Genomic DNA, 13,914 nt, shown 5'->3' with positions numbered 1-13,914 from the left:
GTACGTCGTATTCGGTCGACGCCATGCCGAATCTGGTTCGGTTTACCTTGCGGGAACTGTACGTTCGGCGTGGTGCCGAGGGCATATTCGTGGAGTGAACATGCCCCTTTGGGAATCCTGGCAGCATAATTGGGCAGTCCGCCGCGACCAGGCCGGTGGGTTCCCGCAGGGTGAGTAGGAGCCGTTGACGTAGACCGACATCGGCGGGTTGATCAGCCGACGTGTACGGATCACTGGGCCGCCGGCGTGCGGCTCATCAGCGTACCCACGCCTCGCGAGAGGCGATCACGTTGACGCCGCGGCGAGCATGCGGTCGACCTCGTGCCTGATCCGGGCCAGGGTGTCGTTGGCCCGGTATTCACGTTGGATTTCCTTTGCCCTGGAACGGTAAGCCGGTTCCCGCAGCACCCGTTCGACCGCGTCGCGCACACTCGAGCCGGTGGGGAGCCCCGTGCGGAGGTTGACCCCTGCTCCCGAGTGCTCGACGCGCATCGCGACCTCCGGCTTGTCTTCGGTGTCACCCGCGACGACCATGGGGATGCCCGCCATCAAGGCGGCCTGAACGCCGCCGAAACCGCCGTTGGTGACGAAAACGGAGGTGTACGGGAAGATCATCTCGTACGGCAGGTACGAGATGACCCGCGCGTTGGCGGGCACCCTGAGATCGCGCGGTACCGGCCGGCCGCCGAAAGTCGCCACCACGAGGACGTCGGAGCCGGCGAGCGAATCCAGCGTCGGTCCGATGAGAGCGGCGTGGTTCACATTGTTCAACGTGCCTTGCGTGACGAAGACAACACGCTCAGCCGTCAAGACGTCCTGCCACCACACCGGCGGCTCGAAGGTCGCCGTGGGAGTCGGCTCCGGGCGGCCGATCAGCTCGATGTGTTCCGGCAACTGCGACCGGTCGTACTCGAGACTCGGCGGCGACAGCTGGAAGAAGGTGTCGCACAGCATTGAGAAGCCATCCCAGTAGTACGGGGCCGGCTTGATCGTGCCCAGGCCGGCCAGAACGTGGTCCAGACGGCTCTGTACCGGCTCGAATTCCTGACGCAACTGGACGCGGAGCCGCTCCGCACGCTCGATCCCGGCCGGCGACGAGTCGGGAGCGACACCGAAACCGAAGGGCGCGAGGCACGGGTCTTCCAGTGTCAGTACGGAGACGCCGATACCGATCGTCCCGGCCGGTCGCAGCCCCGGAGCTCCGAGCAGCGAGGGCCACGTGCCGTGGAAGAACGACTCGTGGACAACGACGGTCTCGGCCGGATTCCCAGTCCGGAGGATCTCCTGAACGGCGGCGAACTGCTCCGGGATCGGCGGGATGAACATCTCGTGGGGGGCGTCCACGACCTGCCGGTGCCCGGATGGCGTGTCCTTCATCGCCGGAAACTCCGCCAGGACACGGTTCCCGTCGAACGCGGCCTTGCCGCGCAAAGGATGCAACCGGCAACCCGGCGTCGTCACGATGTCTTGCGCCAAGTGCTCCAGGGCAGGCGACGTCAGAACTGTGACGCCGTAACCTTTCTCGGCGAGGTACCGGCCGATGGGAAGCAGCGGAATCAAGTGTCCCGGCATGGGAATGGACGCCAACACGACCTGAACCATGGTTCCTCCGTAACTCGGCACACCGCCTGTCAGGACCCTCTCCCGTCCCTCCACCCGCCGGCAAGATCACGTTCCGGCTCGCGGAACCCAGCCGGCCGCAGGGAGACTCGCGCACCCAGCGCCTTCGGACGCGCTCCATGACGACGGCGCTGGGGCACCGTCCGACTGGCTCAGACTCGGCGCACGGCCCTTCGCCGATCAGCACGGATCCCACGGCGCATTCCGCCTCCCCGAAGTGCTGACACGCGTACGTGGACGGCTGACGCACCAGGTCGCGTAATGCGGTCAGACAGTCGGAGAAATGAGTGATTGACGACCAAGGTCGAACAACCGCCGGTAAACGATTTCGTTCACCGCCGCGACCAGTTCGTCCGCGACCGTGAGCGTCGCAGCCACCCGAAGTACCTGTGGGCCGTTGCCGTCGACCGCCGAAGACGTGGTGACAGACTGGGTGTGCCGTCGCATTCCCTGACTGCTGAGTATCGAGCCGAGCGCCACCTTTTTCGAATCGAGGGCCTGCCGGGCGTCCCGACTCAGGCGGTGATCGACCACGACGGCACTCACCTCGGCCACCGGCTGTCGTGCACCCAGCGATCGGACTTCGAGGTATCCGCGCCGGAACAACACGGTACTTCCCACCGGAATACCCAGCTGCGAGGCATGCTCCGCTGTTACGGGACGATACTCGTGGCGCAGTGACGAATATTCGACCGGGGACTGCAGCCAGCGGGCGATGGTCCCGGTGAAGGTGTCCGTATCGCGAAGCCAGGCGGCGAGGGTCCGCACCTTGCTGTCGACATCGTTTTCGCAGTGCACGAGTGGAACCTCTCTATTCTTCGACCGCGGACCACGGCTTCGTTCCACAGGTCGGCGATGACGAACTCACAATGTCGCTTCGAGCCACTCCCGGATCACCTGGCTGGTCCGACCTGATTCGGCCCCGACTATGGTGAAATGGTCGGATCGCACGGTCCGCACCGCGTGCGCCGGCTCACCGGGCTCGGCCAGCGAGCGGGACACGTCGCAGGTTTCGCCGGAGAACGGTTCTGTGGCTTGGATGAACAGCGCCGGCGCGGCGACCGGGCCGAGCCGCAGGCCGGACATCACCGCGAGCCAGCGACCCATGGCGGAGAGCCGCTCGGCGGTGATCGCACCGAATGTCGGCTCGGCCGAAAACATCCGACGCAGGATTTGGTCAAGGGGCACCGAAGGGTCGTCGAGCCGGAACGTGTCGATGAGAATCACCGCGGCGGGTTGGATCTGCCCTCCGGTCCGCAGGTAGTGGGCGGTGGCGTAGGCCAGTGCTCCGCCGGAGGAATGCCCCAGCAGTACGAACGGGTCACCCGCGCTCGCCCGCAGCACGCTTTCGGAGACCACCCGTACCGCGGCCTCGCCGGTGGCGGGCAACTTCTCGCCCGGCCCGAACCCGGGGAGGGAGATCGCCGACACGGGCATGACGCCCTGGAAATGCGCGGCGAGCCGCGCGTGCTGGTGGACGCCTCCATCGGCCATCGGTGAACTCAGGGTGATCAGCCGAAGGCCGGGCGGTCCCTCGGCCAGAGTGGTCGGCTCAGGCAACGGTCCCAGCTCGACGACCGAGTCGAAGGACGGGCGGAGATCCGCGACCGCGCGCATGAGGCCGAAGGCTTCGCCGACCCTTCCGGCATCCGCCGCACCGCGGATCAAGGAACAGACCGAGTCCGCGTAGCGAGGTTCTGGTGCGGGCGGCGCGGTTTTCCCAACGCCCGATCGCTCGGCCATCGCACGGCACACCGTCGCGGCCAGCCCGATCGGGGTCCTGCTCTCGAATACGGCCATCGCGGGCAGCTTCAAACCGGTGACCTGGTTGAGTTTGTTTCGCAGCTCCATCGCCGTGAGCGAGTCGAATCCGCTGTGCAGGAACTCCCGGTCCGGATCCACCTGGGCCGGATCGCTGTAGCCCAGAACCGCGGCGGCATGAGATAGCACCAGGTTCTGGACGCGCCGCGTCCGCTCGATTTCGTCCATCCCCGCGAGCTCCCCGCTCAACAAGTCGTCGGCGGTCGCAGCGGCCGCGACCGCTCTGGTCGCGACGCTCAGCCGGGTGGGCGGCCGGACGATACGGTGCCATACCGGTCGCGCCGAACCGCGCCGGATGGCGGGCAGGTCCACGCGCATCGCCGCGAGCAGCGCGGGACCAGCGGCGACCGCGGCGTCGAAGAGACGGAGTCCGTCCTCATCGGACAGCGCGTCGATGCCGGCGCGCGAAATCCGAGCGCGGTCCGTCGCGGTCATCATGCCGGTCATGCCGGTATCGGATTCCCACAGGCCCCATGCCACCGACACCGCCGGCAGGCCACGAGCCCTGCGGTGAGCGGCCAGCCCGTCCAGGTAGGCGTTGGCCGCCGCGTAGTTGCCCTGGCCGGGACCGCCGAGCAGGCCGGCGATCGAGGAGAAGAACACGAACAGCTCCGGTGGGCGGTCGAGAGTGAGTTCGTGCAGATGCCACGCCGCATCGGCCTTGGCTCGAAGCACGTGGTCGAGACGGTCGACGGTCATCGAGCCGATCACCCCGTCGTCGAGCACCCCCGCCGCGTGCACCACTCCGGTCAATGGGTGCTCGGGGGAGATCGCGGTCAGTACCTCGGCGAGGGAAGCGCGGTCGCCCACATCACAGGCGACGATGTCCACTGTCGCACCGCGACGGCTCAGCTCGTCACGAAGCACGTCCGCACCGGGGGCGTCCGGTCCCCGGCGGGAAAGCAGCAGGAGACGACGCACCTCGTACCGCTCGACCAGATGCGTGGCCAGTAGCCGGCCCAGCGTGCCGGTTCCACCGGTGATCACCACGGTGCCGTCGGGGTCCAGCGTCACCGGCCTGCTTTGCGCCGGTTGCCTGGCGAGCCTGGGTACCAGGATCGAGCCGGAGCGGAGGGCGACTTCGGGTTCCCCCGAGGGGAGGATCGGCGGGAACGTCACCGGGTCATCTGTGTCGACCAGGACGAACAAGCCCGGATTCTCCTGCTGGGCCGAACGGACCAGACCCCATACCGCGGCCTGGACCGGATCGGTGTCCTCGTCCTCCCCGGTGGACACCGCGTGGCTGGTCAGAACCATCGATCGGGTCTCGGTGGCCGCACCGTTCCGCATGGCCGTGACCACGTCGGCAAGAATGGTCCGCAGGTCCCGTTCGGCCCTCAGATCCAGCACGGCGAGGTCGGACGGCGAACACTGATCATGCCGTAAGGCGGTCCAGTCGATCCTGAACAGCGACTCCCGCGCCGCGTCCGCCCGGGAAAGACCATCGGCCAGCCGGCGAAGGGCCAGAGATTCCACCCGCGCGACCGGATCACCCCGGTCGTCGGCGATGTCGATGGCGAAATCACCCGTCGCGTCGTCACCGGGTCGTAGCCGGACCCGAAGCGCCGTCGCGCCGGTGGCGAACAGGCTGACTCCTCGCCATGAGAACGGCAACAGCGGGCCACCGGAATGGTCGCCGAGCAACGCTGCCGGATGCAGCGCCCCGTCCAGCAGCGCCGGATGGAGCTGGAAGGCGGACGATTCGCCAAGCAGCCTCTCCGGCAGCTCGACCTCGGCGAACAGTTCGGCATCGCGCTGCCAGGCCGCGCGCAGGCCACGGAACATCGGCCCGTGTACCACGCCGGCGCCGGCAAGCGCGTCGTAGATGGTGTCCGGATCCACCGCGTGGGCTCCCGGTGGTGGCCAAGCGGCGAGGGTGAATCCGGGCGAGGCCGTATCCGGTCCGAGCTCTCCGGTCGCGTGCTTCGTCCACGACTCGTGACCTTCGGCCCTGGAATGAATGCTGAACGCGAGGCGGCCGTCTTGTTCGCCGCCGACGCGAACCTGAAGCTGGACACCACCTCGATCAGGTACCACCAGCGGGGCCAGCACGATCAGCTCGTTCACTCGCTCGCGGCCGAACCGGTCACCGACTTGGAGCGCCAGCTCCAGCAGGCCCGTTCCCGGAATCACCACCGTGCCGTTCACGCGGTGATCACCCAGCCAGTCGAGCTCGGCCAGGCAGACCCGGCCGGTGAACACCGAGCCGTCCTGCTCGGGGGCTTCGACGAGGGCCGAGACCAGCGGGTGGGTGACGCCCTCCTGACCGAGCCCGGCCGCACCCGCCCGCGTCGTGCGGCCACGCCAGAAACGACGTCTTTGGAAGGAATAGGTGGGCAGGTCCGTGTGCCGTGCTCCGCTGCCGTCGAACAGACGTGCCCAGTCGACGGCCAAGCCGCGCACGTAGCCTTGGGCCATCGAAGTCAGAAACCGGCGGACACCACCCTGGTCGCGTCGCAACGTTCCGACTGCCGATCCGGCCTCTCCCACCGTCTCCTGGATCGCCGGTAACAGCACGGGATGCGGGCTTATCTCGATGAAGTGCGCGAATCCCGCGGATACCAGGGTTTCCACGGTCGAGGCGAACCGCACCGGTCGACGCAGATTCTCGTACCAGTAGTCGACGCCTGCCTCCTGCCCGCGCATCGACCTGCCGGTAACAGTGGAGTACCAAGGGATGTCCGCGGGCTGCGGGTCGATACCGGACAGGTCTTCCAATAGCCGGTCCCGGACGGACTCGACGTGCGCGGAGTGCGACGGAAAACTGGCCGGGACGACGCGGGCCCGAACACCTTCGGCTCGGTATTCCTCGGCCAGCTCGGTGATGGTGACGGCATCCGCGACAAGAACCGCCGAAGACGGCCCGTTGTAGGCGGCGACGGTCAGGCCGGGCCGTTCCGAGATTCGTCGCTCGAGGTCCCCGGTCGACTCGACCGACAGCAACAGGCCGGTACCGATCAGCGAGGAACACAGCGCGGCACGACGCACGACCATCTGGACGGCGTCGCGCAACGAGAGCACGCCGGCGACATGCGCGGCGGCGATCTCACCCTGGGAATGGCCCACGACAGCATCGGGCATGACGCCATGGGACTGCCACAGCCTCGCCAGCGAGACCATGATCGCGAACAGGACCGGCTGGACGACCTCGACGCGCTCCAGCGCGGATTCGTCCTCGATGACCTCGGTCAACGACCAGTCGACGAACTCGTTCAGCGTCTTCTCGCACTCGCGCATGGCATCCGCGAAAACCGGGGCGGAGTCGAGCAGTTCGAGCCCCATCCCGGCCCATTGCGCACCTTGGCCGGGAAAGACGAACACGGTCTGGCCAGGCAAGTCCGAGCGGCCGGTCACCGCCGCGCCGGGCTCGCCGGAAGCCAGCGCGGCCAGCTCGGCGCGGTCGGCGTCGACGACCACGGCACGATGCTCCAGCCTTGCCCGTGTCGTAGCCAATGAATACCCCGTGTCCATGGGGTCGGCACCCGCGTCCAGGCCGGCGAGCAGCCGCGCCGCCTGATCTTTCAGAGCCGCCGACGTCGCCGCCGAGAGGATCAACGGCACTGCCGGCAGCGGTGACCGCGCGATGGACGCATCACCCTCGACTGGTGCCTGCTCCAGGATGACGTGGGCGTTGGTGCCGCTGATGCCGAACGCCGAGACACCGGCGCGCCGCGGCCGTCCGGTCTCGGGCCATGGCACCGGTTCGGTGACCAGGCGCACGGCTCCCGCGGTCCAGTCCACGTGCGGCGACGGTTGGTCGACGTGCAGGGTCATCGGTACCGATCCATGGCGGATCGCCAGGATCGTCTTGATGACGCCGACGACACCGGCGGCGGCCTGGGTGTGACCGAGATTCGACTTCACCGAGCCCAACAGCAGTGGGTGGGTCCGGTCCTGTCCGTAGGTCGCCAGCACCGCCGTCGCTTCGATCGGGTCGCCGAGCTTCGTGCCCGTGCCGTGCGCCTCCACCATGTCCACATCGGACGGTGAGAGCCCGGCGTCGGCCAGCGCCCTGCGGATCACCTGTTGCTGCGCCAGACCGTTGGGTGCGGTCAAGCCGTTCGAGGTGCCGTCCTGATTGACGGCGCAGGCCTTGATGACGGCGAGTACTCGGTGACCGGCGCGACGTGCGTCCGAAAGACGTTCGAGGACGAGCATGCCGACGGCTTCGGACCACGCGGTACCGTCCGCCGATGAAGCGAAGGATTTGCACCGTCCATCGGCGGAAAGCGCCTGTTGCGCGGCGAACTCCACAAAGGTGGCCGGAGTCGACATGACCGTGGCCCCACCGACCAGCGCAAGCGAACACTCACCGTCGCGCAGTGAGCGCGCCGCGAGCTGGATGGCGACCAGCGAAGATGAACAGGCGGTGTCGACGGTGAGCGACGGGCCCTGAAGCCCCAGCACGTAGGAGATCCTGCCGGACGCGACACTGCTCTGGTTGCCGGTCATCGCAGCGCCGTCGAAGCCCTGCGTCGTCTCGTTCGGGCGGGGCAGATAGTCCGAGGCCATCATGCCGACGAAGACCCCGGTGTCACCGTCGCGCAGGGAACGCGGATCGATCCGGGCATGTTCGAGCGCTTCCCAGGATGTTTCCAGCAAGAGCCGCTGTTGCGGGTCCATCGCCGCGGCTTCGCGTGGCGAGATGCCAAAGAACTCGGCGTCGAACCAGGCCGCGTCGGTCAGGAAGCCACCGCCGCGGGCGTTCGCCGCGACCGCGCCGAGGTCCCAGCCACGGTCGGCGGGCAAGTCGCCGACCGCGTCCCCGCCTGACGTGAGCAGGTCCCACAGCCCGGCCGGTGAGGTGATACCGCCTGGCAACCTGCAACCCATACCCACGACGACGATCGGGTCCTCGTCGCTCGGTCGTGCCGGTCGCGGCGCGATGACCCGGTCCGGACCGGGTCGGCCGGTGGCGACCAGGCTGATCAGATACTCAGCCAGCCGGCGGGGCGTCGGCAGGTCGAAGGCAACGGTGGTCGGCAGGTCGAGCCCGGTCGCGTCGACCAGTTCCGAACGCAGCCTGACCGCGGTCAGTGACCGTAAGCCGTAGTCGGTGAAGATCTGGTCCGGTCCGATCTGATCGGCGCGTCCGAGCACCGCGGCGACCCGCGTCCGCACCAGGTCCAACGCCGCGGTGAACTGCTCCGCGGGGCTCAGCGCCAGAAGTCGCCGGGCCCACGTCGACGCCGCGGGCGAATCGCCGCTGCCGAGCATCGCGGCCAGCCGGCTCTTCGCGATCTTTCCGGTCGGTGTGCAGGGCATCTCCTCGACCACGATCAGCTCGGCGGGGATCTTGTACTCCGCCGTTCCCTTCGCGACCAGATGCTCGACGACCTCTCCGAGGGTGACCGACGCGTCGTCGAGGACCGTCGCGACCAAGCAGGGGTACTCGCCGAGCCGATCGTCTTGGCGCCCGACGATCCCGACCTGCCGCAAGCCCGGGAGGTCCGCGAGCAGCGCCTCGACTTCCGTCGCACTGAACTTCACGCCGCCGACGTTGATCAGGTCCGCGTCGCGACCACGGAAAGCGATCGTGCCGTCATCGTTCAGGCAGGCCCGGTCGCCGGTGCGCAGCCAGCCGTCGGAGGTGAACGCGGCGCGTGTCAGTTCCGGATCCGCCAAATACTCCTTGAACAGAGACCGCCCGCGATACTGCAAGTGACCGGTCTGTCCGATGCCACAACGGCCGCCGTTGTCCCCGACGATCCGTACTTCACCGTCGGAGATGGGACGGCCGACGCTCCGGCTCGCGGTCTCCGGCGGGTCGGCGGGCCGGGTGAACAGGCCCCCGCCCAGTTCGGACATGCCCCAGTGGACGATCACCCGCGCCTTCATCAGGCGGCGCGTCTGCTCGACGAGGGTGGGGGGCACCGCCGCGCCACTGATCCGCACCTCCCGCAGCTCGCATTCGTTCGCGTGCCCGACAGTGTCCAGCCGCGACACGACATCCCGGATCTGTGTGGGCACCGCGAACAGCACCGTCGGATCGGCCTGCCGCGTCAACCGCAAAAAGTCATCGACGTCCCAGCTGGGCAGCAGCGCTTGCCTGCCCCCGGTGACCAGACTCAGGTGGACGGAGAGCAGACCGTACAGGTGGGTGAGCGGGCTGGCGCTGATGATTTCGTCGGTACTCGACGCCTGGCCGTCAGCGGCGGTCGTGGCGGCATTGGACAGAAGGCCGTCGTGGGTGTGCACGCAGATCTTCTGGCGTAGCGAAGTCGTCCCCGAAGAGGGCAACAAGACGAACGTGTCGTCCGGCGAAACGCGTACCGGCAGCGGTGCCGCACCCTGCCATTGTCGTTTCAGGTCGTCGAGCCGGCGCAAGTCGCCGAGTGCGCCGTCCGGCTCTCCTGAGATCAGCACCTGCCTGAGCGCCGACGAGTTCTCGAGCAGCTGCCGGCCGAGCTCGATGCCGGATCGCCCCCGATTGTCGGCAGGGAGCACGATCGTGCCGGCGCCGGTGCGTTCGAGCAGCGAACGCAGTTCGGCCACCCCGAGGCCGAGGTGCAGCGGAAGCATCACCGCGCCGGCGGTGGCGATAGCGACGTGAAGAGTGAGGAAATCCCAGCAGTTGGGCAGATGGACGGCGATCACGTCGCCCTGCTCGACTCCCGACTCCTGCAACCCCCGAGCCAGCTCGTCCGCCTCCGCATGCCATTCTGCCCAGGAACGGTAGCGTCCGTCTGCGAACACAGCAGGCTCGTCCCGCCCGGCATCAACGGATTCGGCGAACAACGAGGGAAGTGTGTAGCGCATGCTCACTCCTAAACGGGTTTTGTCCTAACCACGTCGATTCCGCATGCGTGCCGAATAGGAGGTGCGCTCGCCGTCGCCGTAGCGTAGGTGGACCTCGGACCTGGCTATCTTGCCCGACGCGGTGGTGGGCAAGGAATCGACGAACTGCACGTACTTCGGCACCTTGTACTTGGCCAGCCGGAGTCGCAACCGAGCAAGTACCTCGGCGTCGGTGATGCGGGCATCGGGATCGGCGACGACCAGCGCCTTACCGATCTCACCCCATTTGTCATCCGCCACGCCGATCACGACACAGTCGGCGATACCGTCCATGTCGCGTAACACGGCTTCGACCTCCGCGGGGTAGACGTTCTCGCCGCCGGAGATGATCACGTTCTTGGACCGGTCGACGATGAAGAAATAGCCATCTTCATCGAAGACACCCACATCGCCGGTCCGAAACCATCCGTCCTCGAAGACTTCCTCCGTGGCATCGGGTTTCCCCCAGTAGCCCCGCATCACATTCGGACCACTGACCACTATCTCCCCTGGAACTCCGCTGGGGACCTCCAGTCGATCAGCGTCGACCACTCGGACATCAGTGAAGAACGAGGGCACACCAACAGATCCGGCCTTGGCGTGAAGATGCCCGCTGTCGAGCATCAGCACGCCGGCCGCCGTCTCGGTGAGACCGTATCCCTGGGCGAAGTGCAGTCCACGGTCGAGATATCGGCGGAGCGTCGCCGACCGTATGGGCGCGCCACCGCACACCAGTCTCCGGACACTGGAAAGATCGGCGTCCGTCCAGCGTGGCTGCCTCGCCATCATCTCGAACATCGTCGGCACACCGAACATCACCGTGATGCGTTCGCGCTCTATCAATTCGAGCACCGTGTCCGGGGCGAACGAGGGGACAAGGAAGACTGCGCCCCCCTTCAGCAGAACCGGCAGGCATGTCATGCCCAGTGCGGCCGCGTGGAAAAGCGGCGCGACGATCAGCGCCCGCTCATCGCTCGCCACATCACTTTCGACGATGGCGTTGAAACAATTCCACGTGAGATTGCCGTGCGTCAGCATCACGCCCTTTGGCTTTCCCGTTGTGCCAGAGGTGTAGAGGATCAGGCACACGTCCTCCAGGCTCACGTGCTCGTCGGGGGGAAGGTCGGCGCGGCCGATGCCGTCGAGTTCGGTGCAGGCCAATGGCCGAACAGCACACCGTTCCCGGTCGAGTCCGGCGATCTTCTTGTCCATGCCTTCGCCGTAGATCACGATCTTGGCCGCACAGTCGGCAAGAATCTCATCGAGTTCACCGACGGTGAGCCTGAAGTTCAGTGGAACGAATACGGCGCCGAGCACTCCGGCCGCGAACAGTACTTCGAGGTACGAGGGATGGTTCGGACCGAGATAGGCGACCCGGCCACCCCGGCCGATACCGAGTGCGCGCAGCCGGCCCGCCAACGTGGTGACCCGCTCATCGAGCTCGGCGAACGTGGTGACTTGATCCTCATGCCAGATCGCCACGTTCTCAGGACTCATTCGAGCTCGTCTGGCGGGCCAGGAACCTAGGCCTTGATTTCGCACCGTTCCTCCCTGAGCCATGGTCGTTCCACCAGCGAAGCCCGCATCGCGACCGGCTCAACGAATGTGTCACGCCGCCGGTAGCTAACTCGGCACCGATCAGAAGTGGCCGCGCGACGCAGATTCAATCAGACGAACCCGCTTCGACCCTCGCTTCAATCAAGGGGTGCCCGAGTTCACCCTGAGGTTTTTCCAGTTCAGCCAATCCACGCCCGCAGTATTGACTATTCACTCTGGATGTGATAGGCGCGGCTGTTCGGGGGATGGCCTTTTTCTCATCAAGGAACGTTGCCGTCGTAACCGGACCGGCCGCCCGTGACCACATCTGCCGCGTTGCCGGACGGTGAACGGCTTGCGTCTGACAGAAGGTTCCAGGGATGTCAACCAGGCCTGTCGATAGAGAGGGAAAAAGGGGCAACCATCCACATCGAACGCCTCGGTTCCCACTCTGCCCCATTGCGCGTTTCCCCTGGAAAAATCACGTTATGGGGGTCTCGAACGAGTTCCCGGTCACGCATGCCGAGGGGTTGATCACTGTGGACAGCGCGACGACAACCCCTTCATCGACTCGATCACTGGCACCTGTTCCATCCGCATCGACGGAGGGGCCTGGCTCGGAGCGGATCACCCTTGACTGGCGACTTGGAAACGTCCCTGTCACCAGCGAGTGGATCCCGGCCGAGTCCTATCGGGACATCGTGGAATGGATGCCGCTGGTCTGTGTCGACACACTCGTCGTCCGGGGCGGCTTCGCCCTGCTGACCCGGCGCCGCCAGGAGCCACAGGCCGGTTCGCTGTGGCTGCAGGGCGGGCGAATGCGGAAGGGCGAGACCCTGGAGAGCGCTGCCCTGCGGACGGCGGAGCAGGAATGCGGTCTGCGGTTGACGTTGTCCGTACCGCTGGGCACTTTTTCCACCGTGTTCGACGCTTCCGCCCACGGTGGCGCGACGACGCACACGGTCAACACGACCTTTCTCGCCCACGCGCGGTCGGATGACGACCCCAGGATCGACACCGCACACGAGGACTTCATCTGGTGGTCTCTCCGACGAGCCACTGGGAACGCCTATCTCGACCAGGTTTTCAAGCTCGCCCGTACTCACCTCAAGATCGGGGAAAGCTGATGCGACAGGCCTTTTGGGACGGTAAGAGGGTTCTGGTCACCGGTGGTTGTTCCTTCATCGGCTCTCATCTGGTGGAGTACCTGATCGAAGCCGGTGCGACGGTAAGGGTCGTGGACGACCTCAGTTCGGGCAAACTGTCCAATCTGGACGACGCGCCCGCGGGCTGGGAGTTCGTTCACGCGGATCTCCGTGATCCTCAGGTCGCGGCCTCGGCGATGGACGGTATCGAGATCGTCTTCCATCTCGCCGCGGTTCACGGTGGGCGTGGCTTCATCGACCTGCATCAGACGGCCTGCTCCAGCAACTTCGTGCTGGACGGAGTCGTCTCGCAGGCCGCGATGGGGGCCGGCGTGGACAACTTCGTCTACGCGTCGTCCGGGTGTGTCTATCCGGTCGAGCTTCAGGGCGACGTCACCGAGGAGGTGCGGCTCACCGAGCCGCAGGTAGGTCCGCCCTACGAAGCCGACGGTCTGTACGGGTGGGCCAAGCTCATGATGGAACTGCGGCTCGCGGCGATGCACGCCGAAGCAGGGTTCCCCTCCGTTTCCTGCCGATTGTTCACGGTCTACGGGGAACGCTGTCCGGAAAGCCACGCCCTGACCGCGATGGTCGGCCGTGCCTTTCTGCGGCAGGCGCCGTTCGAGATCTGGGGCGACGGCACGCAAGTGCGAAACTGGACCTACGTCACCGACATCGTCCGCGGACTGGCGCTGGCCGCCGAGCATGTTCGTGACGGCAGCGCGATCAACCTCGGCACAGAGGAAGGCATCCAGGTCCACGAGGCGGCGCAGCTCATCCTCGACATCACCGGCCTCGACTCGCGGATCAAGCCACTTCCCGACATGCCTACCGGACCGTACAACCGGGTCGCGTCCGCCGCCATGGCGCGGGAGAGGCTCGGCTGGGTGCCGGAGATGCCTTTTCATACCGGTTTGAAGCGACTCGCGAACTGGTACTTCGAGACGCGGTCCAAGGATTCGATGTCCTCGGCGGAGTTCGCCGACAAGCTGATCACGAGGTAGTCCGCAGAACC

Annotated in this window: 6 protein-coding genes; 2 read left to right on the top strand and 4 right to left on the bottom strand. The window is 66.6% G+C overall.

Features of this window, described 5'->3' with window-relative positions:
- Positions 1-285 precede the first annotated feature (285 nt).
- The 4 genes from AORI_RS67955 to AORI_RS67940 all read right to left on the bottom strand — a co-directional run bounded on the left by AORI_RS67955 (position 286) and on the right by AORI_RS67940 (position 11,715).
- A complete protein-coding gene (locus tag AORI_RS67955; RefSeq protein ID WP_016335716.1) occupies positions 286-1,602 on the bottom strand; it encodes a nucleotide disphospho-sugar-binding domain-containing protein in 1,317 nt (438 codons plus the stop codon).
- 285 nt (positions 1,603-1,887) lie between these two features.
- The gene (locus AORI_RS67950; protein WP_016335715.1) at positions 1,888-2,418 is read right to left on the bottom strand and encodes a hypothetical protein; all 531 of its coding nucleotides are present in this window, start codon (positions 2,416-2,418) and stop codon (positions 1,888-1,890) included.
- 66 nt (positions 2,419-2,484) lie between these two features.
- A complete protein-coding gene (locus AORI_RS67945) occupies positions 2,485-10,200 on the bottom strand; it encodes a type I polyketide synthase (RefSeq protein ID WP_063751883.1) in 7,716 nt (2,571 codons plus the stop codon).
- Between the two features lie 24 nt (positions 10,201-10,224).
- Positions 10,225-11,715, bottom strand: coding sequence for an acyl-CoA synthetase (locus tag AORI_RS67940; protein WP_228688189.1), 1,491 nt, complete (start codon positions 11,713-11,715; stop codon positions 10,225-10,227).
- A 749-nt stretch (positions 11,716-12,464) separates the two neighbouring features.
- Between AORI_RS67940 and AORI_RS83710 the strand changes: the two genes are divergently transcribed.
- Together AORI_RS83710 and AORI_RS67930 are read left to right on the top strand one after the other, a co-directional pair.
- Complete coding sequence (locus tag AORI_RS83710; protein ID WP_185927372.1) at positions 12,465-12,881, top strand: NUDIX domain-containing protein; 417 nt, start codon at positions 12,465-12,467, stop codon at positions 12,879-12,881.
- A complete protein-coding gene (locus AORI_RS67930) occupies positions 12,881-13,903 on the top strand; it encodes an NAD-dependent epimerase/dehydratase family protein (RefSeq protein ID WP_016335711.1) in 1,023 nt (340 codons plus the stop codon). Before AORI_RS83710 ends, AORI_RS67930 begins: the two co-directional genes overlap by 1 nt.
- The last annotated feature ends 11 nt before the right edge of the window (positions 13,904-13,914 follow it).

Origin of the sequence: Amycolatopsis keratiniphila (assembly GCF_000400635.2) — a bacterium.
Lineage (GTDB): Bacteria > Actinomycetota > Actinomycetes > Mycobacteriales > Pseudonocardiaceae > Amycolatopsis > Amycolatopsis keratiniphila.
Note: the sequence above shows the minus strand (reverse complement) of the source record. Positions and strands in the feature narration are given on the sequence as shown.